Origin of the sequence: Thermoanaerobacter sp. CM-CNRG TB177, assembly GCF_018588165.1 — a bacterium.
In the GTDB taxonomy this organism is placed as follows: domain Bacteria; phylum Bacillota; class Thermoanaerobacteria; order Thermoanaerobacterales; family Thermoanaerobacteraceae; genus Thermoanaerobacter; species Thermoanaerobacter thermocopriae.
Map to the genome: position 1 here is coordinate 1 of NZ_JAFCAC010000103.1, position 24,844 is coordinate 24,844.

Consider the following 24,844-nt stretch of genomic DNA (forward strand, 5'->3'; position numbering starts at 1 on the left):
TATAGCAGAATCCCTTAATCCATAAGGATTTTGGGATTCTGCAAAGACCTAAATTTTAATTCACAAGGAGGGAAATAAATGGATGCTTTGTGCCAAAAATTCGGTGAAGAGAAAGTAGAGAGGTTTAAAAAGGCTTTGGAGGAATTAAAAAATATCCCTGGTTCGTTGATAGCAATTATGAATGAGGCTCAGGAAATTTTTGGATATCTTCCTATTGAAGTTCAACTTTATATTTCAAAAGAAATGAATGTGCCTTTAACAGAAATATTTGGAATAGCTACTTTTTATTCAAGGTTTACTTTAAAGCCTTCGGGTAAATACAAGATCAATTTGTGTATGGGAACAGCTTGTTATGTAAGAGGAGCTGCAATGGTACTGGAAAAAATAAAAGAAAAATTGGGAATAGAAGTAGGTGAAGCAACTGAAGACGGGAAATTTTCTTTAGAACCTACTAGGTGTCTTGGAGCTTGCGGATTGGCTCCTGTTATGATGATAAATGGTGAAGTTTTTGGAAGACTAACTCCTGATGATGTGGATGAAATATTAAGTAAATTTGAGTAAGAGTTTGATTGTTATGAAAGAATTAGCACTTTATATATTAGATTTGTCACAAAATAGCATAAGAGCGGGAGCTAAAAATATTTGTATTGAAATAAATATAGATACTTCAAAAGATATGCTTAAAGTGTCTATAGAAGATGATGGATGTGGAATGAAGGAGGAATTATTAAAAAAAGTCACAGACCCTTTTGTAACTACAAGGAAGGAAAGAAAAGTAGGGCTTGGGATTCCGCTCTTTAAGGAGCTTGTCCAGCAGTGTGAAGGGAATTTTGAGATTTTTTCTGAAGAAGGAAAAGGAACAAAAATAATGGGTACTTTTAAACTTTCCAGTGTAGACCTTGTTCCACTAGGAGATATAGCGTCAACAATTGTTTCGGTGATATTATCTGCTCCAGAAGTGGATATTGTATACAAATACAACAAAGATAACCATGAATTTTTGTTTGACACTAAAGAACTTAAAAAAATACTAAAGGGTGTCAATATAAATGACATCAAGGTGTTGAACTGGATAAAAGAATATATAAATGAGAATATGAAAGGTGATATGGAGGTGGAATAATGAAATCTATAGAGGAATTGGAAAAAATCAGAAAAGAAACATTAGAAAGAATCAATTTGAGAAAGGATAGGTCAGGTGTAAGAATTGCTGTTGGTATGGCTACTTGCGGTATTGCAGCAGGAGCGAGACCTGTCATGATGGCGATATTGGATGAACTTAGCAAGAGAAATGTCACGGATGTAATTGTTACAGAGACAGGGTGTATAGGTATGTGTAAATTAGAACCAATTGTAGATGTTTATGTTCCCGGCCAAGAGAAAGTGACTTACGTAAAGGTTGATGAGAAAAAGGCAAGGCAAATAGTTGCTGAACATGTTATAAATGGCCATCCAATCAGAGAATGGACTATTGAAAATTACGAATAGAGGAGGGGAAATAGTATGCTTTATAGGTCACACGTAATGGTATGTGGTGGTACCGGATGTACATCTTCAGATTCTGATAAAGTAGCAGAGCGTTTTACAGAGGAAATAAAAAAGGCTGGTCTAGATAAAGAAGTATTAGTTGTAAGAACTGGATGCTTTGGCCTTTGCGAATTGGGACCAGTTGTTGTAGTGTATCCTGAAGGAGTTTTTTATAGCAGAGTTAAACCTGACTATGTTCCGGAAATTGTGGAAGAGCACCTGCTAAAAGGAAGACCTGTTAAGAAATATCTCTATGGAGAAAGCGTGACAGAAAGAGAGATTAAGCCATTGGAAGAGACTCCTTTCTTTAGAAAGCAAAAGAGAATTGCTCTTAGAAATTGTGGTATTATCAACCCTGAAGATATAAGAGAAGCAATTGCTTTTGATGGATATAGGGCTTTAGCAAAGGTTCTTACTCAAATGACACCAAAAGAGGTTATCGAAGAAGTCAAAAAATCTGGCTTAAGGGGTAGAGGCGGCGGTGGATTCCCGACAGGTGTGAAATGGGAATTTGCTTATAACCAAAAAGAAACTCCAAAGTATGTAGTTTGCAACGCTGATGAAGGGGACCCTGGTGCTTTTATGGATAGAAGCATATTAGAAGGAGACCCCCACAGTGTTATAGAGGCTATGGCAATAGCAGGATACGCAATTGGAGCAAACTATGGCTACATCTACGTAAGGGCAGAGTATCCTTTGGCAGTAAAAAGGCTTAAGATTGCTATTGAACAGGCTAGAGAATATGGCCTTTTAGGAAAAGACATATTTGGTACAGGTTTTGATTTTGACATTGAAATAAGGTTAGGAGCAGGCGCTTTTGTCTGTGGAGAAGAGACTGCGCTTTTAAATTCAGTAATGGGAAGAAGAGGCGAACCAAGGCCAAGACCACCATTTCCTGCTGTAAAGGGTGTATGGAGCAAACCTACAATTATTAATAACGTAGAGACATTCGCTAATATTCCGCCAATTATACTAAATGGTGCGGAGTGGTTTTCAAGCATAGGTACTGAAAAATCGAAAGGAACAAAGGTTTTTGCCCTGACCGGTAAGGTAAACAATACAGGTCTTATTGAAGTTCCAATGGGGACCACTTTAAGAGAAATTATATACGAAATAGGTGGAGGAATACCTAACGGAAAGAAATTTAAAGCTGCTCAAACTGGAGGACCTTCAGGTGGCTGCATTCCTGCAGAGCATTTAGATACACCAATAGATTACGATTCCTTAATAAATGTAGGTTCTATGATGGGTTCAGGTGGACTTGTTGTAATGGATGAAGACACTTGTATGGTCAATGTTGCAAAATTCTTCCTTGAGTTTACAGTTGATGAGTCCTGCGGTAAATGTGCGCCTTGTAGGATTGGCACAAAAAGAATGCTGGAGCTTTTAGAAAAGATAACTTCTGGTAAAGGTGAAGAAGGAGACATTGAAAAGTTGGAGGAACTTGCGAAAACCATTAAAGCGACAGCTTTGTGCGGCCTTGGACAAACAGCCCCAAATCCGGTTTTATCTACAATTAGATATTTCAGAGATGAATATGAGGCGCATATAAAAGAGAAAAAATGCCCAGCTGGCGTATGCCAAGCCCTCTTAAGATTTTATATTGACCCCGATAAGTGTAAAGGCTGTGGAATTTGTGCTAAAAATTGTCCTGTCAATGCTATTTCTGGAAAACCAAGGCAGCCTTATGTGATTGACCAAGACAAATGTATAAAGTGCGGCACATGCATTGAAAAATGTCCATTTGGCGCAATCTACAAAAAATAATTGAAGGAAGGAGTGTAAAAGATGGACAAAGTTCGTGTTACGATAGATGGCATCACTGTGGAAGTTCCCTCCCATTATACCGTATTGGAAGCAGCAAAAGAAGCAGGAATAGATATCCCCACACTGTGTTACCTCAAGGAAATCAACCAAATTGGCGCTTGCCGTATATGTGTAGTTGAAATAGAGGGAGTTAGAAATTTACAAACCTCCTGCACTTATCCGGTATTTGATGGCATGAAAGTGTATACAAATACAGCTAAAATAAGAGAAGCGCGGAAATTAAATCTTGAGCTTATACTTTCAAATCATGATAGAAGTTGTTTGACTTGTATTAGAAATACTAACTGTGAGCTTCAATCATTGTCTAAAAAATTAGGAGTAAATGAAATAAGGTTTGAAGGGGAAAATATAAAGTATTCTATAGATAATGCTTCTCCTGCTATAGTTCGAGATCCAAATAAGTGTGTACTTTGTAGAAGATGTGTAGCAGTATGTTCAGAAGTGCAAAACGTATTTGCCATTGGAATGGTAAATAGAGGATTTAAAACAATGGTAGCACCTTCTTTTGGGAGAAGTTTAAAAGATTCCCCTTGTATAAGTTGTGGACAGTGTATTGAGGTATGTCCTGTTGGAGCTATATATGAAAAAGACCATACAAAAAGAGTTTATGAAGCTTTAGCTGATGAGAAAAAATATGTAGTAGCTCAAACAGCTCCAGCAGTAAGAGTAGCATTAGGTGAAGAGTTTGGTATGCCTATAGGAAGTATCGTTACTGGAAAAATGGTAGCAGCTTTGAAGAGGATGGGTTTTGACGCGGTATTTGATACGGATTTTGCGGCGGACTTGACTATAATGGAAGAAGGCTCGGAACTTCTTGAAAGGCTTAAAAATGGTGGAAAACTTCCTATGATAACTTCCTGTAGTCCTGGTTGGATAGCTTTCTGTGAAAAATATTATCCAGAATTTATAGATAATCTTTCAACTTGTAAGTCTCCTCACATGATGATGGGGGCATTAGTAAAGAGTTATTATGCAGAAAAGGAAGGGCTTAATCCTGAGGATATATATGTGGTATCAATTATGCCATGTACTGCTAAAAAACTAGAGATTGAAAGACCAGAAATGCAGCATAATGGAATAAAAGATGTAGATGCTGTCCTTACCACAAGAGAATTGGCGAGAATGATAAAAGAAATGGGCATCGACTTTGTAAATCTTCCTGATGAAGAATATGATGAACCTCTTGGAATGTCCACTGGCGCTGGAGTGATATTCGGAGCTACAGGTGGAGTTATGGAGGCAGCTTTAAGGACAGTTGCAGATATTGTAGAAGGAAGGGAATTAGACAAGGTTGACTTTGAAGAAGTGAGAGGCTTAGAAGGAGTAAGAGAAGCTACCATAAAAATAGATGGTATGGACATAAAAGTTGCCATAGCAAATGGTACAGGAAATGCTAAAAAACTTCTTGACAAAATAAAGGCTGGTGAAGTTGAGTACCACTTCATAGAGGTAATGGGTTGCCCAGGAGGATGCATAATGGGAGGCGGTCAGCCGATTCACAATCCAAATGAAATGGGAAAAGTAAAAGAATTAAGAGCAAAAGCCATTTATGAAGCTGATAAAAGCTTACCCATAAGAAAATCTCACAAAAATCCTGCAATACAAAAACTTTATGAAGAATTTTTGGGAAGTCCTTTAAGTGAGAAGTCTCATCATTTACTTCACACTCACTATTCCAAGAAGGAATTGTATCCTTTGGTGAGATAAGCTTAATCAAAAGTAAAGCTTCCAATATATTATTGGGAGCTTTACCATTTTTTATTTTTAAAGTTAGTTATAGAAATGTATATAATTTATGATATAATAAAAAAGAATAGTAATTTATGATGCTATTAGAACTTAAGGAGTGAAAGAAATTGAGAAGAGGTAAGAGTCCATATACATTGGTGTTTTTACTCATTGTCGGCCTAATTTTAGGAGAATTCTTAGGAGATCTGCTTGCACATTTTTTTAAAGAATTAGCTTATTATCAAATAATAGGCATGGACAATCCACTTACTTTGAACTTGAGTTTTATTAGGTTTTCTTTTCAGTTATCTCTTAAAATAAATATAGGAACAGTTGTAGGATTAGTTCTTGCAATTTACGCTTATTACAAAATGTAGGTGATAAGATGAAAATTGTCCTTGCTTCTAAATCGCCAAGGAGAAGAGAGTTACTTTCAAATTTAGGACTTGACTTTGAAGTGGTAGAAAGTAATGCAAAAGAGTTTTCAAGAGAAAAGCAGCCTTCAAGATATGTCATGGATTTATCTTTTAATAAAGCTATGTCGGTTGCTAAAAAATTAAGTGAAGAAGCTATAGTGATAGGTGCTGATACCGTTGTAGTAATTGGAGATAAAATTTTAGGAAAGCCAAAGGATAGAAATGAAGCTTATGTTATGCTTAAAAAGTTACAGGGAAAAGCTCATACAGTATATACAGGAATTACTATCGTCAGAACTTACGATTTTAAATATGTAAGCGATTTTGAAAAGACAAAAGTTTGGATTAGAAAATTACAAGATGAGGAAATTTTTAATTATATCGATACTGGCGAAGTTTATGATAAAGCTGGGGCATATGCTATACAAGGAGTGGGTGCTCTTATTGTTGAGAAAATTGAAGGAGATTATTTTAATGTGGTAGGTCTTCCAATTTCAAAACTTTTTGATATTTTAAAAAGAGAGTTTGATGTGAGGTTACTTTGAAAGGGTGAAGGGGTTGGGCAAGGATGCAAAAATCATGATAAAAGACTTGCCTTATGAAGAAAGACCTAGAGAAAGACTTATAAAACATGGTGCTCAGGTATTGTCAAATGCCGAGTTGATAGCTATAATAATAGGGACAGGAAGTAAAAGAGAAAGTGCTATTACTTTAGCACAAAGGCTTATAATGGAAGATAAAGGGCTTAAATTCATTGTAGATTCAAGTGTAGAAAAGCTTGCTAGCATAAAGGGAATTGGTATAGCTAAGGCAGTAAAGCTAAAAGCTGCAGTAGAATTAGGACGTCGAATGATGTTATCTACAGGAAGCGATAGTTTTACAATAACATCGCCAGAAGATGTCATAAGTTTAATGATGGATGAAATGAGGTATTTGACAAAAGAATATTTTAAAGTGATAATGCTTAATGTAAAGAATAAAGTTATTGCGATAGAGACTATTTCTATAGGAAGTCTAAATACTTCCATTGTACATCCGAGAGAAGTATTTAAGGCAGCAATTGAAAGGTCTTGTTCCTCTATAATTTTAGTTCACAATCATCCAAGTGGAGACCCTACTCCTAGCAGAGAAGACATAGAAGTGACAAAAAGGTTAGTAGAAGGAGGAAATATATTGGGTATAAAGGTGTTAGATCATGTTATAATTGGAGACGGAAGAGGTATAAGCCTTAAAGAAAAAGGGTATTATGAGTTTGAATAAAATAGGAAGGAGTATACGCAGATGAGAGGATTTTCCAGAGATATTGGAATTGATTTGGGTACTGCTACAACCTTGGTGTATGTACAAGGTAAAGGAATTGTTTTAAGAGAACCTTCAGTAGTAGCTATAAGAACTGATTCCAATGCAATTCTTGCAGTTGGAGAAGAAGCAAAAAAGATGGTAGGGAGAACTCCTGGAAATATAATCGCTATAAGGCCTATGAGAGATGGTGTAATAGCCGATTTTGATATAACTAAAGCTATGTTGGATCACTTTATAAGTAAAGTTAATCCAAGAAAGGGGTTATTTAGGCCTAGAGTTATAGTTGGTATACCTTCTGGAGTTACAGAAGTAGAGAAAAGAGCAGTAATTGAAGCAGCTTTACAAGCAGGGGCGAAAGAAGCTCATACAGTAGAAGAGCCTATGGCTGCAGCAATTGGAGCAGGCCTTCCTGTTGAAGAACCGACTGGTAGCATGGTGGTGGACATAGGCGGTGGTACGACAGATGTGGCTGTAATTTCCCTTGGGGGAATTGTTACCAACAAGTCTTTAAGAGTCGGCGGAGACGAGATGGACGAAGCTATAATAAATTATATAAAAAGAGAGTATAACCTCATGATAGGAGAAAGAACTGCAGAAGAGATAAAAATACAAATTGGTTCAGCTTTTCCAAAACCAAAAGAGGAGACTATGGACATAAGAGGAAGAGATTTAGTGTCTGGCCTTCCTAAAACATTAAAGATTTCTTCAACAGAGATTTTAGAAGCATTAAAAGATCCGATATCCAGCATCATTGAAGCTATAAAGATGACACTTGAAAAGACTCCACCAGAGCTTGCAGCAGATATCATGGACAGGGGAATTATGTTAACAGGCGGAGGTGCTCTTTTAAGCGGAATAGATAAGCTCATAAGAGAGGAAACAGGAATGCCTGTGCAAATAGCTGATCAGCCGACAGATTGTGTGGCACTTGGGGCAGGAAAAATTTTAGAAGAAAGTTCCCTCTTTAGAAGGGTTTTAAGCCCGGCAAGTAGAGCTTGAGAGGTGTTATTGGCGTGCCACGTTTTTTTAGGAATAAGCAATTTATTTTGGTTTTTTTTATAGCCGTGGCGCTGATTGCCGCCATGGCTTATACTTATGATGCCCAAAGATATGCTACTAAAGCAGAATCTATAGTTGGAACTGTTTTTACTCCTTTTCAAAAGGTTTTCTATCAAGTGGGAGAAGGAATTTCTAATTTTTTTTCTTCAATTGGTGAAATAGGTACTTTAAGGGCAACAAATGAAAAACTTAAAAAAGAAGTAGAAAAACTAAGAAAAGAAAATATTCAATTACAGGAATTGATGAACGAAAATAAAAGGCTTAAAGAAGCTTTAAATTTTAAAACAGAGAATGTTGAATTAGATTTAAAACTCGCTACTATAACAGGAAAAAATCCAGGAAATTGGTTTAATACTTTTACTATTGATAAAGGGAAAAATGAGGGTATTAAACCCGGTATGGCAGTTTTAGACGAAAAAGGAAATATGATAGGACAGATTACAGAGGTAGGAGACAAATGGGCAAAGGTTTTAGCCATTATAGATAGAAATAGTTCTGTAAGCGCTGTAGCTGTACGAACTCGTGATAATGGTGTTGTAAGAGGAGATTCAAACGGTGGACTTATCATGATTTATCTTCCCTTGGATGCTGAATTAATAGAAGGTGATGTAGTAACTACTTCTAGTATGAGTAGATTTCCCAAAGGGTTGATAATAGGAAAAGTATCAAAAGTTACTCGAGACCCAGGTTCTTTGTTAAAACAAGCTGTCATAGAACCTGCTGCTGATTTTGAAAGACTGGAATATGTTTTTGTAGTTACTAATATGACAGGGATGTAGGTTATTATGAGGAAAATATATAAATATTTATTGCTTGCTTTGTTAATTGTTTTACAATCAACTTTATTTAGATTTATAGATATCTTTGGCGTCAAACCAGATGCAGTTTTTATGGTAGTTTTAAGTTTTTCACTTTTAAATGGTCCTTGGGAAGCCGTTTATTTAAGTCTTTTTGCTGGGATTATTCAGGATATTCTTTTTAATAATGCTTTAGGGGTTACTACTTTTTCTTTATTAATTGTAAGTTACCTCACAGGACTTTTAAGTAAAAGTGTTTTTAAAGAAAGTTCTTTTGTAGCTTGTGTGTTTGTATTTTTAGGAACTCTTCTTTATAATCTTATCACCATGTTTTCAATGGTTTTGATGAAATATCAGTTTAATTTCTTATTAGATTTTGTGAATATTGCGATGATACAGGCGCTTTATAATTCTATAATTACTGTTTTTGTTTATAGATATCTAGTTTCTTTTAACATCTATGTTACTAAAAATAAAGTGAAATTTTTTAAAAAAAGCAAATTTTGAAGGTGATATCTTTGAATGAGAGCCTTAAAAGAAAATTTTATACCTTTGGAGCCATTATCATTGCCCTTTTTGTCGTTTTAGTTTTCCGCTTAGTTTATTTACAGCTGATAAAAGGCGACTATTATAGAGAAATGTCAATTCGGCAAGCAATTAGACTCATACCTATTGATGCTCCACGTGGTGAAATTGTTGATAGGTATGGAGTAAAGTTAGCTACAAACAGGCCAAGTTTTTCTGTAAATATTATAAAAGGAGAAGTGGTAGATAGTCACCTTAACGAGACTATACTAAAATTAATGGATATTTTGACGAAAAACAATGTAAAATATAAAGACGATTTGCCTATCTATTTAGATGAAAATGGGAGGCCTTATTTCAATTTTAAAAATTCAGATGAAGTATCAGTAAAAGAAGAAACTTTGAAAGCTAGAGAAAAAGCCTGGAAAAAAGCTAATAACATACCTGAAAATGCTACTGCTCAAGAGGCATGGGATATTTTAACAAAAAAATTTAAAATATCTAAGGATATGGATCCAATAAAAGCTAGAAAAATAATGGTTGTACGCCAATTAATGGAAGAACAAGGATATAATCAATATCAGCCAGTAGAAATAGCTGTGGATGTTGACCAAAAAACGATTGCTGAGATTGAGGAAAGACATTTAGAATTGCCGGGAATTATGATAAATGTAAAACCTGTTAGGTATTATCCTTATAAAACACTATTATCCCAAACTTTAGGCTATATTGGTCGAATTACTCACGAAGATTTAAAAAATTTGGATATGACCAAGTATAAGCTTACAGATTTGGTTGGACATTCTGGACTTGAGGCATTGTATGAAAAGTATTTAAGAGGAAAAGATGGTGGTCAGCAAGTTGTAGTAGATAATTATGGGAGATTAATAGAAAATTTAGGGACAGAGCAGCCTGTACCAGGTAGTACAATATTTTTAACTATTGACAAAAATATTCAAGAGGCGGCAGAACAATCTCTTATTACAACTATGCAAAATATAAAAGAAGGGAAATATGGTGAATCTTTTCCTGCTAATATTGGAGCAGCAGTTGTTGTAGATGTACACACAGGAAAAGTTTTAGCATTAGCCAATATCCCTGGTTATGATCCAAACATTTTTGCTACGGGCAATCCTCCGAAAGATGTAATAAATGAGCTTTTTAAATCAAGGGATACTACTATTGATCCGAGTCCTATTTTTAATTATGCAGCTCAAGGTGCCGTACCTCCAGGATCTATTTTCAAAATGGTTGTTGCATTTGCAGCTTTAGATACTGGAGTTACAACAGTTGATGAGAAATATTTAGATCCAGGAATATATCCTTATACAGGACAACGTAACTGGGCATGGCCCAGGACACAAGGTTGGGTGAATGTATCTGATGCAATTAAATATTCTACTAATACCTATTTTTTTGAAATGGGAAGACGAATGGGAATAGATAAAATAGTTGAATATGCAAAAAAATTTGGATTAGACCAAAAAACAGGAATAGAACTGTATGAAACAAAAGGTGTTATTGCAAGTCCACAATATAAAAAAGAATATTATCTTGGTTTGATAAAATCAATGGTGAAATCAGATAAAAATCCAGATGGAGTTATAACAGAGGAACAGTATCAAAAAATTATAGAAATCATTGAAAAAGAAAATTTAAGTGACTATAATACTTTTTTACAGTTAGAAAAGATGGGGATAAAAGATACAAAGCTTCAAAGAAAATTATGGGAAATAATGTATTATGCAAAACATTGGAGCTTGGCAGAAACTTGTAGTGCGGCGATAGGACAAGGAGATAATCAATTTACTCCTTTACAAATTGCCAGTTATGTGTCTACATTAATAAATGGGGGAATTAGATATAGACTTCATTTAGTTGATAAAATTGTGTCTCCCGATGGGAAAATTGTGGAAGAAACAAAGCCAGAAGTTTTAGAGAGAATTGATATTCCGAAAGAATATCTCGATGCTATAAAGTTAGGTATGAAAGAAGTAACAGAATTAGGGGGTACTGCAAGCAGTGCTTTTCGTAATTTTCCTATTCCTGTAGGAGGCAAGACAGGTACTGCAGAGGCAATTGGAAAGGCTAATTATGCTTGGTTTGTTGGTTTTGCTCCTTATGATGACCCACAAATAGTTGTGGTTGTGGTTATATACCAAGGAGGACATGGTTCTTACGCTGGTTATGTAGCGAGAGATATTTTTAATGTTTATTTTGGATTGAGCAAAGATAATACAGGTGAAACCTTCAATGTGATAAATTTGCCTATAAGATGATTTTGGGTGGGGATATTTTATCCTCTTTTTTCTTATAATCTAAGAAGGAAAATTGCGATTTGTGGCGAATATAGATAGTAATGAGGGTTTTACGGAGGTAGATTATGATAAAAGAACCAATAAAAATTCAAGGGACAAGAGAAGGGCTGGTAATTGTTTTAGAAGAGGATGTAGATATTGAAGTCCTAAAAGAGAAAATAGTGAATCGAATTGAGAAATCTCTCAGGTTTTTTGAGGGTGCAACTCTTACTGTAAGAGTAAAAAGTTTAAAAGTCAAAGAAGAAAAATTACAACAATTAAAAGACTTTATTTTTGATAAATACGGTATTGAGGTGAGAATAAAAAATTTTCAAGAAAAATATATAAAAAATGTGACAGATGACGAAATATTTAATGGGTTAGAAGAGGGGATAACAAAATTTTATAAAGGTACTGTCAGATCTGGGCAAGTTGTGAAATACCATGGTAATCTTGTTATAATTGGGGATGTAAATCCTGGGGGATTGGTACAAGCAGCTGGCAATATTATTGTTATGGGGACGTTAAGAGGAATAGCTCACGCGGGATTTACTGGCAATAAGGAGGCTGTAATCGTAGCTTCTTCTCTAAGAGCAATGCAGCTTAGAATAGCTAATGTTATTTCTAGGGCTCCAGATAAAGATGATGGCAGTGATTATCCTGAAATTGCAGTTGTTAAAAAAGGCAAAATTATTGTAAAGCCTCTTTACCATCTCTATGATTTATGGTAAAATATTCTAAAAAATAATATTAATGGAATGGAGTGGTACGATGAGCGAAGCAATAGTTATAACTTCAGGAAAAGGTGGAGTTGGAAAGACTACTTCTACTGCGAATATTGGTACATACCTTGCTATGAAAGGTTATAAAGTTGTTTTAGTCGATACTGATATAGGCTTGAGAAATCTTGATGTGGTAATGGGGTTAGAAAATAGAATTGTGTATGATATTGTTGATGTAGTAGAGGGACAATGTAGGTTAAAGCAAGCTTTGATAAAGGATAAAAGGTTTGATGGGTTATATCTTTTACCTGCTGCCCAAACAAGGGATAAATCGGCTGTTACTCCGGAACAAATGCAAAAATTAATCGGAGATTTAAAAGAGGAATTTGACTATATACTAGTAGATTGTCCTGCAGGCATTGAACAGGGATTTAAAAATGCAATTGCCGGTGCTGATAGAGCTATTGTCATAACTACTCCAGAAGTTTCGGCAGTTAGAGATGCTGATAGAATTATAGGACTTTTGGAGGCAGCGGAACTTCATAATCCTATGTTAGTTATAAACAGGATTAAGATGGATATGGTAAAAAGAGGAGATATGATGGATATTGAAGATATTATAGATATTTTAGCTATTGACCTTTTAGGTGTTATTCCTGATGATGAAAATATAATTATTTCTTCCAATAAAGGTGAACCGATTGTTATGGATGAGAGGTCATTAGCAGGACAAGCCTATAGAAATTTGGTGGAAAGACTTTTGGGAAATAATGTGCCTTTAATCAACCTTGATATAGGAAATGGGTTTATGGATAGACTTAAAAAGCTTTTTAAGCTGGCTTAGTGCTTTTGGGAGGTGTGATTGGTGGATTTATTTAAATCTTTTGGAGGAAAAAACAACAGTAAAAATATAGCAAAAGAAAGGTTACAACTTCTATTAGTGCATGATAGGGCGGATGTTTCTCCTAAATTTTTAGAAATGATGAAAGAAGACATATTAAATGTCATTTCTAATTACGTAGATATTGATGAAACAGGATTAAATGTAGAAATTACAAAAGAAAAAAGAAGTGATAATACCTATATACCTGCTCTTCATGCGAATATTCCTATAAAGAAAATGAAACAGGTGATAAGATAACTGGCCTTGAGCCAGTTTTTTTTTGTATAGTGAAAATTTCATTTGTATGGTATAATACAAGTTGAATTGCTGAAAAGAGGGGATTAAAATGTTTGATAAAAAGCTTTTAAAAAACTTTGACTGGGGACTTTTGATTGTTGTACTTTTAATATGTGTATATAGTATTATTGTTGTGACAAGTGCCTCTCACACACTTCAAACAGGCTCTTACAGAAAAGTTATTGTCCAAGCGCTGGCAATTTTAATGGGACTTATTTCTATCCTCCTAATATGTCTTTTTGATTATAATACTTTTGCTAAATTTTCTACTTTTATATATATTCTAAACCTTTTAGGCCTTGTATTAGTTTTAACCATAGGAAAAGTAAGTAAGGGTGCACAAAGTTGGATAAGTTTAGGACCTGTAGATATTCAGCCTTCTGAATTTTCTAAGTTAGCATTAGTGCTAACTTTAGCAAATATGTTTAGCAAGATGGAAGAAATAAAGACTTTTAAAGAACTTTTGTGGCCAATAGCTTATTTAGGGATTCCTTTTGTTGCGGTGATACTGCAGCCAGATTTAGGGACAGCCCTTGTATTTATTGCAATTTTTTTAGCAATAGTATATGTCTCTGGGATAAGGACAAAGGTATTGGCACAGCTTTTTGCTTTAGGAGTTGTTATGCTACCTATTGGCTACAAACTTTTAAAACCATACCAAAGAAATAGACTTTTATCCTTTTTAAATCCAGAACTGGACCCAATGGGAACAGGTTATCATTTGATACAATCTAAAATTGCCATCGGTTCTGGAATGTTTTGGGGAAAGGGGCTTTTTCATGGAAGCCAAACTCAGCTCTATTATCTTCCCGAAGCGTGGACAGACTTTATTTTTTCTGTCGTAGGGGAAGAATTAGGTTTTATCGGAGCATCTACACTGATAGTTCTCTATGCGATTATGTTGTATAAAGCTTGGAAGATTGCTTATAATGCTAAGGACAAATATGGAATGCTAGTGGCAGTAGGAATTATTGCTATGTTTACATTTCACATTTTTGAAAATATAGGGATGACTATTGGGATAATGCCAATCACAGGTATTCCTCTTCCTTTTATGAGCTATGGTGGAAGTGCAATGGTGGCAGATTTAATGGCTATAGGGCTTTTGGAAAATATAAGCATGAGAAGGCAAAAGATAAACTTTTAGGGGGAATTTCCATGAATATAGCTTTGATAGCCCACGACCAAAAAAAAGAACTTATGGTGAATTTTGCAATTGCTTATAAGCATATCTTTGAAAAGTGTAATATATACGCAACAGGCCATACAGGACAACTTATCAAAGAAGCCACAGGCCTAAAGGTAAATTGTCTTTTACCTGGCCCTCTTGGTGGAGATCAACAAATTGGTGCAATGATAGCTGAAAATAAAATTGATATGGTGATTTTTTTAAGAGATCCACTTACGGCTCAGCCCCATGAACCAGATATTTTAGCTTTGCTTAGAGTTTGTGATGTGCATTCTATTCCATTGGCGACTAATATTGCTACTGCAGAAGTTTTATTGAAGGGAATGGAGCAAGGACTTTTAGAGTGGAGAGAAATAGTAGAATAAAAATAATTTATCATAATAATGCCTCCTTCAAAATAAAATGTAACATAGAAGGAGGCATATATCATGAAATACCAACGAATTCCTTATTATTTTCCCAAAAAATTTAGCACTTACAAAAAGTATGCAGAGCTATTTGAAAATCAATTAATTATTTCATTAGTTTTGTTAGGAATGATTTTGCTTTTTAAAGCGGTTGACGTTCCTATAGCCACTTCTTTTATAAATGTTACTAAGAGTGTGCTAAGTTATGATATGAATTACGAAAACACAAAGAAAGGTTTAAAATTAGTTCAAAGCAAGATTCCTTGGCTTAAAGAAAGTGTGATAAAAGTTTTTTCTCCCACTGAAGAAAAAACTTCAGAGAATGAAACTTCTTCTGATGTTTCCCAGGCTTCTATCAAAATGATTGCCCCTGTTACTGGAAAGATAACCTCTGGCTTTGGAATGAGGGCAGACCCTATTACAAACCAATTGACAAATCACACTGGTATTGATATAGATGCTCCTATTGGAACAGAAGTGAAAGCAGCATTGGATGGGGTAGTAATGTTGGTAGATGAGCAAAACCAATATTTAGGGAAAGTCATAGTTATAAGGCATGCTAACGATGTAAGAACCGTCTACGCTCATTTATCAGAAATTTTAGTAAATGTGGAAGACCAAGTAAAACAAGGGGATATAATTGGGAAGACGGGCGATACTGGCAAAACTACTGCTCCTCATTTACATTTTGAAGTTTGGGAAAATGGCAAGCCAGTAGACCCCTTGACAAAAGTTGTGATAGGGGATGCTGCCAGTGAAGACGCAAAATGAAATTTAGAGGAATCCAAGTAAGAATACATTTCTCTACTTTTGCATTTGCATTACTTTTAATTGCGGCGGGGTTTGTAAAAGAATTAATTGCTATTTTTGTTACAGTTTTTGTCCACGAAGGGGGACACATTTATATTGCCAAGAAATTAAAGGTAGAGGTGTTACAAGTCAATATCTATCCTTTTGGAGGAATTGCTCTTTTGGACAGCGTAGTCTTTATAAGGCCGGACTTAGAAGTGTTAGTCGCACTGGCAGGACCTATGTCCAATATTTTTTTTGCGTTTTTTGGTGAATTTATTTCACAAGTTTTACAAATAGAAATGGATTATTTTATAAAAACTAATATTGCAATGGCTTTTTTTAATCTGCTGCCAGGACTTCCATTAGATGGGGGGCGGGTTTTGAAAAGTGTTTTGTCGTATTTTATTAGTCTAAGAAGCGCTATTGCGATTGCTGTTTTTTCTTCCTATGCTATTTCTCTTGTTATGTTATATCTTGTTCTAAAAGGCATATTTAATTGGAAGCTAGATGTTGTTTATGCTTTTTTATCAGTATTATTAATAGTCGCAGCAAATAAAGAGAAAAAGGCATCAGCTTTTTTGCAAATGAGAGATCTTTTTATGAAAAAAGCAGAGTTTTATAAAAAAGGTTTAATGGGAGTACATCATATAGCCGTATTAGAAAATGAGATGATTGGAAATGTAATAAAAAGTTTTATACCCGCTAAATACCATGTTATAATAATATTAGACGATAAATTTAGGGAAAAATATAGAATAACCGAGACTCAGCTTTTTGAATATGCGACAGAGCATGGACTGCATTTACCAATTGGCAAAATTATAAAATAACTATGGAGGAAGGAAAATGAATAACCTAAAAGATAAAATAGATGCTTTGCTTATGAAAGTAAGCAAGCCTACAAGATACACAGGAGGGGAATTGAACTCTTCTATAAAAAATCCAGAAAAAGTCAAAGTTAGGTTTGCTTTTGCTTTTCCTGATGTATATGAAGTGGGAATGTCTCATCTTGGACTTAGAATTTTATACCATCTTTTAAACAGAAGAGAAGACGTGTATTGTGAAAGGGTTTTTGCGCCATGGTTGGATATGGAAAAACTCATGAAGGAAAATGACATTCCTCTTTTTAGCTTAGAGACAAAAACTCCATTAGATAAATTTGACTTTATAGGTTTTACTCTTCAGTATGAGTTAAGTTATACAAATGTAATAAATATGCTTAATTTAGCGGATATTCCTATCCTGTCAAGAGAGAGGGAAGGGTTTCCTTTTGTGATTGCAGGTGGACCCTGTGCTTATAATCCTGCTCCTTTATCTGAGGTTATTGACTTTTTTGTAATGGGAGAAGGAGAAGAGGTCATAAATGAAATTATTGACGCTTATATAGATTGGAAGGAAAGGAAAGGAGGAAGAGAAGAATTTTTACAAATTGCTTCTCAAATAAAAGGAGTATATGTTCCTAAGTATTATATGGAAGTATACAATCAAGATGGAACGATAAAAGAGATAAGAACTATTAAAAAAGGAGTGCCCGAAAAGGTAAAGAAAAGAATAGTTAAAGATTTTGAAAATGTGTATCATCCTGAAGAGCAAATTGTTCCTTTTATGGACGTAGTTCACGATAGAATAATGTTAGAAATCTTTAGAGGTTGTACACGAGGATGCAGATTTTGTCAAGCTGGCATGATATATAGGCCCGTAAGAGAAAAATCAATAGAAAAAATTTTAGATTTGGCGGACAAGCTTGTAAAATCTACAGGGTATGAGGAAATATCTTTAGCTTCCTTAAGTACATGTGATTATTCTCAAATTGAAGAATTGGTCAAAAGGTTGATTGAGAAATATAAGGATAAAGGAGTTGGAGTTTCTATACCATCTACACGAGTAGATGCTGTATCTATAAATTTGTTAAAAGAAATACAAAAAGTTAGAAAAACAGGTCTTACTTTAGCACCAGAAGCTGGTACGCAAAGACTTAGAGATGTAATTAACAAAGGGATTACAGAAGAAGATATTCTAGAGGCGACAAAAGAGGCTTTTTCTGCAGGATGGACAAATGTCAAACTTTATTTTATGGTTGGTCTCCCTACAGAGACGATGGAAGATGTAAAAGGTATAGTGGATTTGGCATATAAAATAGTAGATAATTACAAAGAAGTAAAAGGGAATGTAAAGAATTTAAGAGTCACCATAAGTACTTCTACTTTTGTACCTAAACCCTTTACACCTTTTCAGTGGACGGCTCAAGATAGCATTAAAGAAATAATGGAAAAGCAAGATTTGCTTAAAAAGAAACTCAAGAGTAAAGTGCTGAAGTACAACTGGCACAATCCTTATATGAGCTTTTTAGAAGCTGTTATTTCGAGAGGAGATAGAAAAGTAGGAAAAGCTATAATAAAAGCTTGGGAAAAAGGATGTAGGTTTGACGGATGGGAAGAATATTTTAATTATGACAAATGGGAAGAGGCTTTTAAGGAGGTAGGTGTAAATCCTCACTTTTATGCTAATAGAGAAAGAAATTTAGAAGAAATATTTCCATGGGATGTAATAGATGTTGGAGTAGACAAGAGGTATTTGATGAGAGAATACAAAAAATCTCAAGAAGGAAGAATTACACCTGACTGCAGACTCTATTGTACAGGTTGTGGAATAAAGGGCTTTGATGAGGGGGTAGTGTGTTTTGAAGCGCCTCAGAAACAAGTATACAAAAGATGAAAGAGTCAAATTTATTTCCCATTTAGACCTTTTGAGGGTGTTTCAAAGGGCTTTGAGGAGAGCCGATATAAAAGTGGCTTTTTCACAAGGATTTAATCCTCGCCCTAAAATTTCTTTTGGACCCGCCCTATTAGTAGGTGCGACGACAGAGGGGGATTACATGGATATAGATGTAGAAGAAGATATTTCTCCTGAGGAATTTAAAAAAAAGATGAACAAAGTGTTGCCACCTGGTATTGAAATTGTGGAGAGTTGTGAAGTAGAATTAAATGATGCGCTTTCTACAAAAATAAAAGCGGCAGAGTATATTTTGCAAGTCAATGTTAAAAAAAGTATTAAAGATATTCAAAATAAAATAGAAGAATTTATGAGAAGAGATATAATTGAAATAGAAAAAAAGAGTAAAAGAGGCAAAAAAATGATAAACTTAAGACCTTATGTTTTGGAATTAAAGGTAATTGAAGAGGCAGAAGATTATTTGAAATTTTATATAAAATTAAAATTAGGAGAGGGAGCTCCCAATCCCCTACATTTATTAAAGGCCTTAAACGAATATGTAGGGAATTTATTTGATATAGATTCTTATAAACTCCATAGGAAAAATATGATTTTGGAATAAGTACGGGGTGAAAACTTTGAAAAGACTTATATTGGACATTGATGAAAATTTGAGTCAAATTGCTTTATTAGAAAATGGGAAGCTAAAAGAGTACCACCCTGAAAAAAGTGATGGAAAAAATATCTTAGGGAATATTTATAAAGGTAAAATCCAAAATGTTTTAAAAGGTATGCAGGCAGCCTTTGTAGATATTGGAATTGGCAAGAACGCTTTTTTATTTTTTGACGATGTTTTTCAACATGAGAATTTGCCCAAAAGCATTACACAAGTTTTAAAACCGGGACAACCAATAATGGTTCAAGTATCAAAAGAAGCAGTAGGTATGAAAAATCCAAGAGTTACTGCTAATATTTCTTTACCAGGAAAATATGTGGTTTTAATGCCTAACGTGGATTACCTCGGAATTTCTCATAGGATTGAAAAAGAAGAGGAAAGGAAGAAGCTTCAGGATATTGCAAAAAAATTAAAACCTGAAGGTATGGGGCTAATTGTCAGGACAGCTGCATTAGAGGCGACAGAGCAGCAAATGAGGGAGGATTTAGAAGAGTTAATTCGCTTATATGAGAAAATACAAAAAGATTTTCAAAATGCTTCCCTCCCTTCTTTGATATACAAAGAAGAGGATTTCGTAATTAAGTATTTGAAGGATTTGCTTTCTGAAGAGATAGATGAAATTGTAGTAAATGACAAAGATGAATATGAGAACATAAAAAGATATTTAAAAAATGTGGCAAAAGAAAATATTTCAGTTACTTATGAAGAAGGAGACTTAATGGGGATTTATGGAGTAGATTTTCAAGTTGAGAAATTGTTAGAAAAAAAGGTGTGGTTAAAAAGTGGAGGTTTTGTAATAATAGACCAAACAGAAGCTCTTACTGTAATTGATGTAAACACAGGAAAATATGTAGGAAAATCTTCTTTAGAGGAGACAATATACAAGACCAATCTTGAAGCAGCTGAAGAAATTGCCTTACAGCTTAAGTTAAGAAATATCGGTGGAATAATTATTATTGATTTTATAGACATGAAAAATGAAAATTTTAAAAGAAATTTGTTAGAATTTTTTAAAAAAGAACTTCAAAAAGATAGAACAAAATGCACCGTATTGGGCTATACTCAATTGGGACTTGTTGAGATGACAAGAAAAAGAGTGAGGTCGCAAGTAGGTTCTTACCTTAAAGAGAAATGTCCTACATGTAAAGGAGAAGGCGTAGTATACTCTACAGAGTACATCTACAAAAGATTAAGAAATAATATAGAAAGAGTGTTAAGGCATGTAAATGTACAAAAAATTTATATAAAAGGTAATGATAAAGTTGTTAAAATCGCGGCAGAGAAAGGAATCATAAAATTTTACAAAGAGAAATTTAACGTAGACCTCGAACTCGTTGTCGACAATAATAAAGAATATGGCTATTTTGAGATAGAATTTCACTAAAGAATCAACGCAAAAAAGCTGCCCAAGGAAATTTTTGGGCAGCTTTGTATCTATTTTTCTTTCTCATACTTTGCCACAATTCTGGTGGCTATTCCACCTCTTTCTTGAAACTCACCTATTATTTCCATAAATTTTGGCTGTAGAAGTTCAACTAAATCGTCTAAAATTCTATTTATAGCATGTTCTTGCAGTATACCTACATTTCTATAGGATGTGAGATAATACTTTAAAGATTTAAGTTCTACTAATTTTTTAGAAGGTATATATCTTATTGTGAGTTTTGCATTGTCAGGCAATCCTGTCCAAGGACAGACGGAAGAAAACTCATTAGTTATATATTCTACAATTGTATTTTTTTCAGGGTATTCATATTCAATGGATTCTAAAACTTCTTTGTCAATCTTTTCATAACCGTAAGCGTCAAATCTTCTTTCTTTATATTTATCTGTCAAATTTCACAGCTCCTTTCTTTTCAATTATAAAAAGTAAAAAATATCCTGTTACAAGAAGTACAGTCTCAGCAAATCCTACGCTTAAGAAAGTTGGAATAAATGGTATATTTGCAGAGACATTTAGGGTGATCCCCACCGATGCGGCAATCCAAAGAGCTACAAATACAGCACCTACCAATTTGTGAGTGGCTCTTCCAATGTAGTATCCAATTGTACAACCGATTAAATTTGAAAGAGGCATAAAAATTAGCTCCATTGTGCCAGCAAATGGGCTAAACAAATTTGCAAGAAAATTTCCTATCATCATGGAAATAGCATATTTTTTATTGAATACTACAATGGATTTTGTAATTTCCCCTACGCGAAACTGAAGGGGTAAAAATGAAATAGAAGAAAATATAACTGTGAGTACAAAATAAATTGTCGCAATCAAGGCAATTTCTGTAATATCTTTTATTCTTTTTTTGAACACAAAATTACCTCCCTTGTTTTGTTAACTGGGGTTACTGCGACCCAGGTGAGCATTTTGCTCACTATAATCAATTTTAACACAACTACTGGAGTAGTTTCAACATAAAAAGTTTTTCTCCCAATCAAATGATAAAAGTTAAGAATGATGTTTTTATATTATCAAAAAATTTATAATTTTTATTGACAATGGTAATTTGTATAAATTATCATAAAGTTAGAAAGTTGTTAAAGAGTTTGTTACTAAAGATGGGGTGGTGTATTCTATGAAGGGGCAGTATTATACAATATTAGCTTTGATATTTGCAATTATAGTAGCGGTTTTTGCTATTTCTAATGCTGGACCCGTAGATATAAGCTTTTTGTATTGGCATTACTCAATTTCTCAAGCTTTAGTAATTTTACTGTCAGCAGCTATTGGAGCTATAATTGTGGGGATAATAGGCTTGTTTGGACAAATTCGCTATAGCGTAACGATAAGAGGGCTCAACATTAGGATAAAAGAATTAGAAAAAGAAAAGGAAGAATTAAATCAAAAGATTATAGAATTACAAAACTATAAATTAGCGGAAGAAGAAACAAAAGGACAAAGCGATGGCAAGCAAGTGGAGAAAGAAAAAGGAACACAAACTCTTTAGCCGATTTTTAATTGACAAGTGGTATTTTATTATGTTAAAATATCACTTGTGGCCGCTCGGGACGGGTTCCTAAATTTTTACCTTGTTTCCCGGCGAGACTGGATAGAGGAGGTGCAAAAATGTACGCAATAATCGAGACTGGTGGAAAGCAGTATATGGTTCGTGAAGGAGATGTTCTTGTAGTAGAAAAGTTAAATTATCCAGAAGGGGAAGTTATTTCTTTTGACAAAGTTTTGGCTGTGTCAAAAGAGGACGGTAACGTAGAGTTTGGCAAACCCTATTTAGAAAATGTTAAGGTAAGTGCTAAGGTCATAGAGCATGGCAAAGGACCAAGAATAAGAGTTTTTAAGTATAAGCCAAAGAAAAATTATAGAAGAAGACAAGGGCATCGTCAACCCTACACAAAAGTACAGATTGAAAAAATAATTCAGTAAGCCATGATTAGAGTGGAAATATTGAGAGATTCAAGAGGGGATATTTATAAATTTAATATAAAAGGACATGCAGGTTTTGATGAGTACGGAAAGGACATCATATGTGCAGCTGTTTCTGCTATATCTCAGACAGCGGTTCTGGGAATAGAGGCGTTAAAAACTGTTAAGATAAAGAAAGAGATAGAAAGTGGCAAGTTGCAGGTTGAAATTGTTGACAAAGGCATGCCAGAAGATGATTTACGACTAAAAGCTATTCTGGAGACTATGGTTTTAGGACTTAAAGATATTGAAACAGATTATCCTGAATATGTAAGGGTTATGGATAGGAGGTGCAAAAAATGAAACTTCAGCTTTTTGCTCATAAAAAAGGTGTTGGAAGTTCCAGAAACGGTCGTGATAGTGAATCTAAGCGTTTGGGAGTAAAAAGGGCGGATGGCCAATTTGTATTAGCTGGTAATATCCTTGTAAGGCAAAGAGGAACTAAAATACATCCAGGTGTAAATGTAGGAAAAGGAAAAGACGATACACTTTTTGCGTTAATTGATGGATATGTTACTTTTGAAAGAAAAGGACGTAACAAAAAACAAGTAAGTGTTTACCCAGAAAGGAAAGTTGCACAGAATTAAATCCTGGTTTATACCAGGATTTTTTCATAAATAAAAAAGAAAGTGGTGAAAATATGGTGTCAGATGTAGAGTTATTGATAGATTACATAAAAAGGAGCAGACATGAGTTTTTGAATGATTTACAAGTGGTATTAGGTTATGCTCAACTGGGAAAATTAGATAGAGTCATTGAATCTCTTCACATTGCAATTGACCACCTTAATAGAGAAAGAGATATATTTAATTCTGAAAATGTACAGGAAATTATAAAGAAACTCTTAAGAGAGTAAAAAAATACGAGAAGTATATACTATACATACTATAAAATAAGGCAGGTGAGAGAATTTTGTTTATAGACACAGCGAGGATATACATAAAAGCTGGAGACGGTGGAAATGGAGTTATATCTTTTAGAAGGGAAAAATACGTTGCTTACGGTGGGCCGGATGGTGGTGATGGAGGAAAAGGAGGAGATGTTATATTTATAGCAGAACCAAATTTGTCAACTTTGTTAGATTTTAAATACAAAAAAAGATACATTGCGCAAAACGGAGAAAACGGTAGAGGTAAAAATCAGTATGGAAAAAACGGAGAAGATTTGTATATAAAAGTTCCTGTAGGAACCTTGATAATTAATGATGAAACGGGAGAAATTATAGCTGACCTTGTAAAACCTAATCAAAAAGCTATTGTTTTACGGGGAGGTAGGGGAGGAAGGGGAAATGCTAAATTTGCTACTTCTACTTTGAAGACTCCTCGTTTTGCTGAAAGCGGAGAAAAAGGTAAAGAAATGTGGGTACGGTTAGAGCTAAAACTTCTCGCTGATGTAGGATTAATAGGATTTCCTAATGCAGGTAAATCCACACTCTTAGCCAGTTGCACGAGAGCAAGACCTAAAATTGCCAATTATCCTTTTACAACACTGACACCTAATTTGGGAGTTGTAGAATATAAAGGGAAATCCTTTGTAATGGCAGATATTCCAGGTTTAATTGAAGGAGCCCACAGAGGCGAAGGATTAGGTCATGACTTTTTACGGCACATTGAAAGGACAAAAATGTTGATACACGTAGTGGATGTTTCTGCCAGTGAGGGACGAGACCCTATAGAAGATTTTGAGAAGATAAATGAGGAGCTGAAACTTTACAGTGAAAGATTACTTACTTTGCCTCAAATTGTTGCAGCAAATAAAATTGATATACAAAGTGGTAAAGAAAATTATCCTGCTTTTGAAAAAGAAATAAAAAAAAGAGGTTACGAGGTATATCCTATATCTGCTTTGACAAAAGAGGGAATTGACAAACTTTTGGACAAGGCTATAGAAATTCTTTCTTCTATTCCCGTTGAAGAGATAAAAGACGTACCAGAAGTTATTGTTTATACACCTCCTGAAGAGGAAGAAACTCTCAACGTAGAAGTAAAAGATAATACCTATTATCTTAGCGGTACAAAAATTGACAAACTTTTAAAAAGAGTAAATTTACAAGATGAACATTCTTTAAGGTACTTTGAAATACTTCTTAGGAAGAGCGGGGTAATAGATGCTCTTAAGGAAAAGGGCTTTAAAAGTGGTGATACAATAAATGTGAGAGATTTTGAATTTGAATACTATGAATAAAAGTGGAATTTGATTCCACTTTTTTATTTACTTTAATGAGGTCTCAGGGTAAGCTTGTGCAGTTTACCTCTTTTAATGTATAATGTATA

The 24,844-nt window shown here is 34.4% G+C and carries 30 protein-coding genes; 28 read left to right on the top strand and 2 right to left on the bottom strand.

The genetic code is table 11. The features are described 5' to 3' along the window. The first annotated feature begins 78 nt into the window (after nucleotides 1-78). The 22 genes from I4N53_RS11565 (at nucleotide 79) to I4N53_RS11670 (ending at nucleotide 20,540) form a co-directional block, all read left to right on the top strand. Nucleotides 79-561, top strand: a complete 483-nt coding sequence (locus I4N53_RS11565; protein WP_013150115.1) for an NAD(P)H-dependent oxidoreductase subunit E — start codon at nucleotides 79-81, stop codon at nucleotides 559-561. A 13-nt stretch (nucleotides 562-574) separates the two neighbouring features. Beyond that, entirely contained in the window at nucleotides 575-1,123 is a 549-nt protein-coding gene (locus I4N53_RS11570; protein WP_013150116.1) for an ATP-binding protein, read from the top strand. Continuing rightward, nucleotides 1,123-1,488 carry a ferredoxin gene (locus I4N53_RS11575; RefSeq protein WP_012994911.1) on the top strand — a complete coding sequence of 122 codons (366 nt, stop codon included), beginning with the start codon at nucleotides 1,123-1,125 and terminating at the stop codon, nucleotides 1,486-1,488. The genes I4N53_RS11570 and I4N53_RS11575 overlap by 1 nt, the downstream gene beginning before the upstream one ends. Nucleotides 1,489-1,503: 15 nt before the next feature. Continuing rightward, the gene (gene nuoF, locus I4N53_RS11580) at nucleotides 1,504-3,294 is read left to right on the top strand and encodes an NADH-quinone oxidoreductase subunit NuoF (RefSeq protein WP_012994912.1); all 1,791 of its coding nucleotides are present in this window, start codon (nucleotides 1,504-1,506) and stop codon (nucleotides 3,292-3,294) included. Between the two features lie 21 nt (nucleotides 3,295-3,315). Next, on the top strand, nucleotides 3,316-5,061 hold the full coding sequence (locus I4N53_RS11585; protein ID WP_013150117.1) for an NADH-dependent [FeFe] hydrogenase, group A6: 1,746 nt from the start codon (nucleotides 3,316-3,318) through the stop codon (nucleotides 5,059-5,061). A gap of 149 nt (nucleotides 5,062-5,210) precedes the next feature. After that, nucleotides 5,211-5,459, top strand: a complete 249-nt coding sequence (locus tag I4N53_RS11590; protein WP_013150118.1) for a DUF4321 domain-containing protein — start codon at nucleotides 5,211-5,213, stop codon at nucleotides 5,457-5,459. 8 nt (nucleotides 5,460-5,467) lie between these two features. Continuing rightward, nucleotides 5,468-6,043 carry a nucleoside triphosphate pyrophosphatase gene (locus tag I4N53_RS11595; protein WP_012994915.1) on the top strand — a complete coding sequence of 192 codons (576 nt, stop codon included), beginning with the start codon at nucleotides 5,468-5,470 and terminating at the stop codon, nucleotides 6,041-6,043. A gap of 34 nt (nucleotides 6,044-6,077) precedes the next feature. After that, nucleotides 6,078-6,758: a DNA repair protein RadC gene (gene radC / locus I4N53_RS11600; RefSeq protein WP_012994916.1), complete on the top strand. Its 681-nt coding sequence runs from the start codon at nucleotides 6,078-6,080 to the stop codon at nucleotides 6,756-6,758. 21 nt (nucleotides 6,759-6,779) lie between these two features. Further along, nucleotides 6,780-7,799 (top strand): rod shape-determining protein, encoded by a 1,020-nt coding sequence (locus I4N53_RS11605; protein ID WP_012994917.1) that lies wholly within the window; start codon nucleotides 6,780-6,782, stop codon nucleotides 7,797-7,799. A gap of 14 nt (nucleotides 7,800-7,813) precedes the next feature. After that, nucleotides 7,814-8,638: a rod shape-determining protein MreC gene (mreC, locus tag I4N53_RS11610; RefSeq protein ID WP_214496319.1), complete on the top strand. Its 825-nt coding sequence runs from the start codon at nucleotides 7,814-7,816 to the stop codon at nucleotides 8,636-8,638. Between the two features lie 6 nt (nucleotides 8,639-8,644). After that, nucleotides 8,645-9,163, top strand: coding sequence for a rod shape-determining protein MreD (mreD, locus tag I4N53_RS11615; protein WP_214496320.1), 519 nt, complete (start codon nucleotides 8,645-8,647; stop codon nucleotides 9,161-9,163). Beyond that, nucleotides 9,160-11,460 carry a penicillin-binding protein 2 gene (locus tag I4N53_RS11620; RefSeq protein ID WP_013150122.1) on the top strand — a complete coding sequence of 767 codons (2,301 nt, stop codon included), beginning with the start codon at nucleotides 9,160-9,162 and terminating at the stop codon, nucleotides 11,458-11,460. The genes mreD and I4N53_RS11620 overlap by 4 nt, the downstream gene beginning before the upstream one ends. 104 nt (nucleotides 11,461-11,564) lie before the next feature. Then, nucleotides 11,565-12,209, top strand: coding sequence for a septum site-determining protein MinC (minC, locus tag I4N53_RS11625; RefSeq protein ID WP_214496321.1), 645 nt, complete (start codon nucleotides 11,565-11,567; stop codon nucleotides 12,207-12,209). A gap of 40 nt (nucleotides 12,210-12,249) precedes the next feature. Next, entirely contained in the window at nucleotides 12,250-13,044 is a 795-nt protein-coding gene (minD, locus tag I4N53_RS11630; RefSeq protein ID WP_013150123.1) for a septum site-determining protein MinD, read from the top strand. 21 nt (nucleotides 13,045-13,065) lie between these two features. After that, a complete protein-coding gene (minE, locus tag I4N53_RS11635; RefSeq protein WP_012994923.1) occupies nucleotides 13,066-13,341 on the top strand; it encodes a cell division topological specificity factor MinE in 276 nt (91 codons plus the stop codon). An 88-nt stretch (nucleotides 13,342-13,429) separates the two neighbouring features. Beyond that, nucleotides 13,430-14,527, top strand: a complete 1,098-nt coding sequence (gene rodA / locus I4N53_RS11640) for a rod shape-determining protein RodA (protein ID WP_214496322.1) — start codon at nucleotides 13,430-13,432, stop codon at nucleotides 14,525-14,527. 11 nt (nucleotides 14,528-14,538) lie between these two features. Continuing rightward, complete coding sequence (mgsA, locus tag I4N53_RS11645; protein WP_028991486.1) at nucleotides 14,539-14,934, top strand: methylglyoxal synthase; 396 nt, start codon at nucleotides 14,539-14,541, stop codon at nucleotides 14,932-14,934. Between the two features lie 63 nt (nucleotides 14,935-14,997). Next, the gene (locus I4N53_RS11650) at nucleotides 14,998-15,747 is read left to right on the top strand and encodes a M23 family metallopeptidase (RefSeq protein WP_012994926.1); all 750 of its coding nucleotides are present in this window, start codon (nucleotides 14,998-15,000) and stop codon (nucleotides 15,745-15,747) included. Beyond that, complete coding sequence (locus I4N53_RS11655) at nucleotides 15,744-16,598, top strand: M50 family metallopeptidase (RefSeq protein WP_214496323.1); 855 nt, start codon at nucleotides 15,744-15,746, stop codon at nucleotides 16,596-16,598. Before I4N53_RS11650 ends, I4N53_RS11655 begins: the two co-directional genes overlap by 4 nt. Nucleotides 16,599-16,614: 16 nt before the next feature. Then, nucleotides 16,615-18,483 (top strand): TIGR03960 family B12-binding radical SAM protein, encoded by a 1,869-nt coding sequence (locus I4N53_RS11660; RefSeq protein WP_028991485.1) that lies wholly within the window; start codon nucleotides 16,615-16,617, stop codon nucleotides 18,481-18,483. Beyond that, complete coding sequence (locus I4N53_RS11665; RefSeq protein ID WP_028991484.1) at nucleotides 18,449-19,102, top strand: TIGR03936 family radical SAM-associated protein; 654 nt, start codon at nucleotides 18,449-18,451, stop codon at nucleotides 19,100-19,102. Before I4N53_RS11660 ends, I4N53_RS11665 begins: the two co-directional genes overlap by 35 nt. A 7-nt stretch (nucleotides 19,103-19,109) precedes the next feature. Further along, a complete protein-coding gene (locus I4N53_RS11670; RefSeq protein ID WP_028991483.1) occupies nucleotides 19,110-20,540 on the top strand; it encodes an Rne/Rng family ribonuclease in 1,431 nt (476 codons plus the stop codon). Nucleotides 20,541-20,590: 50 nt separating this feature from the next. Here the strand turns inward: I4N53_RS11670 and queF are convergent, their stop codons facing one another. Both queF and I4N53_RS11680 read right to left on the bottom strand, forming a co-directional pair. Continuing rightward, nucleotides 20,591-20,992 (bottom strand): preQ(1) synthase, encoded by a 402-nt coding sequence (queF, locus tag I4N53_RS11675; RefSeq protein ID WP_012994931.1) that lies wholly within the window; start codon nucleotides 20,990-20,992, stop codon nucleotides 20,591-20,593. After that, nucleotides 20,982-21,464 (bottom strand): QueT transporter family protein, encoded by a 483-nt coding sequence (locus tag I4N53_RS11680; RefSeq protein WP_028991482.1) that lies wholly within the window; start codon nucleotides 21,462-21,464, stop codon nucleotides 20,982-20,984. Before I4N53_RS11680 ends, queF begins: the two co-directional genes overlap by 11 nt. Nucleotides 21,465-21,726: 262 nt before the next feature. Here I4N53_RS11680 and I4N53_RS11685 point away from each other — a divergent pair, with 262 nt between their 5' ends. The 6 genes from I4N53_RS11685 to obgE all read left to right on the top strand — a co-directional run bounded on the left by I4N53_RS11685 (nucleotide 21,727) and on the right by obgE (nucleotide 24,755). Further along, a complete protein-coding gene (locus I4N53_RS11685; RefSeq protein WP_012994933.1) occupies nucleotides 21,727-22,098 on the top strand; it encodes a lipopolysaccharide assembly LapA domain-containing protein in 372 nt (123 codons plus the stop codon). Nucleotides 22,099-22,217: 119 nt separating this feature from the next. Then, nucleotides 22,218-22,532: a 50S ribosomal protein L21 gene (gene rplU / locus I4N53_RS11690; RefSeq protein WP_028991480.1), complete on the top strand. Its 315-nt coding sequence runs from the start codon at nucleotides 22,218-22,220 to the stop codon at nucleotides 22,530-22,532. Nucleotides 22,533-22,535: 3 nt separating this feature from the next. Next, on the top strand, nucleotides 22,536-22,874 hold the full coding sequence (locus tag I4N53_RS11695) for a ribosomal-processing cysteine protease Prp (protein ID WP_012994935.1): 339 nt from the start codon (nucleotides 22,536-22,538) through the stop codon (nucleotides 22,872-22,874). After that, nucleotides 22,862-23,158 (top strand): 50S ribosomal protein L27, encoded by a 297-nt coding sequence (gene rpmA / locus I4N53_RS11700; RefSeq protein ID WP_169303714.1) that lies wholly within the window; start codon nucleotides 22,862-22,864, stop codon nucleotides 23,156-23,158. Before I4N53_RS11695 ends, rpmA begins: the two co-directional genes overlap by 13 nt. A 53-nt stretch (nucleotides 23,159-23,211) precedes the next feature. Next, entirely contained in the window at nucleotides 23,212-23,427 is a 216-nt protein-coding gene (locus I4N53_RS11705) for a Spo0B domain-containing protein (protein WP_012994937.1), read from the top strand. Between the two features lie 56 nt (nucleotides 23,428-23,483). Then, nucleotides 23,484-24,755, top strand: coding sequence for a GTPase ObgE (gene obgE / locus I4N53_RS11710; protein WP_214496324.1), 1,272 nt, complete (start codon nucleotides 23,484-23,486; stop codon nucleotides 24,753-24,755). The last annotated feature ends 89 nt before the right edge of the window (nucleotides 24,756-24,844 follow it).

Coding starts and splice junctions, on each gene's coding strand:
- I4N53_RS11605 (WP_012994917.1), top strand. CDS start 6,780: ATGAGAGGATTTTCCAGAGATATTGGAATTGATTTGGGTACTGCTACA.
- minD (WP_013150123.1), top strand. CDS start 12,250: ATGAGCGAAGCAATAGTTATAACTTCAGGAAAAGGTGGAGTTGGAAAG.
- I4N53_RS11660 (WP_028991485.1), top strand. CDS start 16,615: ATGAATAACCTAAAAGATAAAATAGATGCTTTGCTTATGAAAGTAAGC.
- mgsA (WP_028991486.1), top strand. CDS start 14,539: ATGAATATAGCTTTGATAGCCCACGACCAAAAAAAAGAACTTATGGTG.
- I4N53_RS11695 (WP_012994935.1), top strand. CDS start 22,536: ATGATTAGAGTGGAAATATTGAGAGATTCAAGAGGGGATATTTATAAA.
- I4N53_RS11575 (WP_012994911.1), top strand. CDS start 1,123: ATGAAATCTATAGAGGAATTGGAAAAAATCAGAAAAGAAACATTAGAA.
- I4N53_RS11570 (WP_013150116.1), top strand. CDS start 575: ATGAAAGAATTAGCACTTTATATATTAGATTTGTCACAAAATAGCATA.
- I4N53_RS11650 (WP_012994926.1), top strand. CDS start 14,998: ATGAAATACCAACGAATTCCTTATTATTTTCCCAAAAAATTTAGCACT.
- I4N53_RS11595 (WP_012994915.1), top strand. CDS start 5,468: ATGAAAATTGTCCTTGCTTCTAAATCGCCAAGGAGAAGAGAGTTACTT.
- nuoF (WP_012994912.1), top strand. CDS start 1,504: ATGCTTTATAGGTCACACGTAATGGTATGTGGTGGTACCGGATGTACA.
- mreD (WP_214496320.1), top strand. CDS start 8,645: ATGAGGAAAATATATAAATATTTATTGCTTGCTTTGTTAATTGTTTTA.
- I4N53_RS11655 (WP_214496323.1), top strand. CDS start 15,744: ATGAAATTTAGAGGAATCCAAGTAAGAATACATTTCTCTACTTTTGCA.
- radC (WP_012994916.1), top strand. CDS start 6,078: ATGATAAAAGACTTGCCTTATGAAGAAAGACCTAGAGAAAGACTTATA.
- minC (WP_214496321.1), top strand. CDS start 11,565: ATGATAAAAGAACCAATAAAAATTCAAGGGACAAGAGAAGGGCTGGTA.
- rodA (WP_214496322.1), top strand. CDS start 13,430: ATGTTTGATAAAAAGCTTTTAAAAAACTTTGACTGGGGACTTTTGATT.
- I4N53_RS11705 (WP_012994937.1), top strand. CDS start 23,212: ATGGTGTCAGATGTAGAGTTATTGATAGATTACATAAAAAGGAGCAGA.
- I4N53_RS11585 (WP_013150117.1), top strand. CDS start 3,316: ATGGACAAAGTTCGTGTTACGATAGATGGCATCACTGTGGAAGTTCCC.
- I4N53_RS11565 (WP_013150115.1), top strand. CDS start 79: ATGGATGCTTTGTGCCAAAAATTCGGTGAAGAGAAAGTAGAGAGGTTT.
- I4N53_RS11685 (WP_012994933.1), top strand. CDS start 21,727: ATGAAGGGGCAGTATTATACAATATTAGCTTTGATATTTGCAATTATA.
- rplU (WP_028991480.1), top strand. CDS start 22,218: ATGTACGCAATAATCGAGACTGGTGGAAAGCAGTATATGGTTCGTGAA.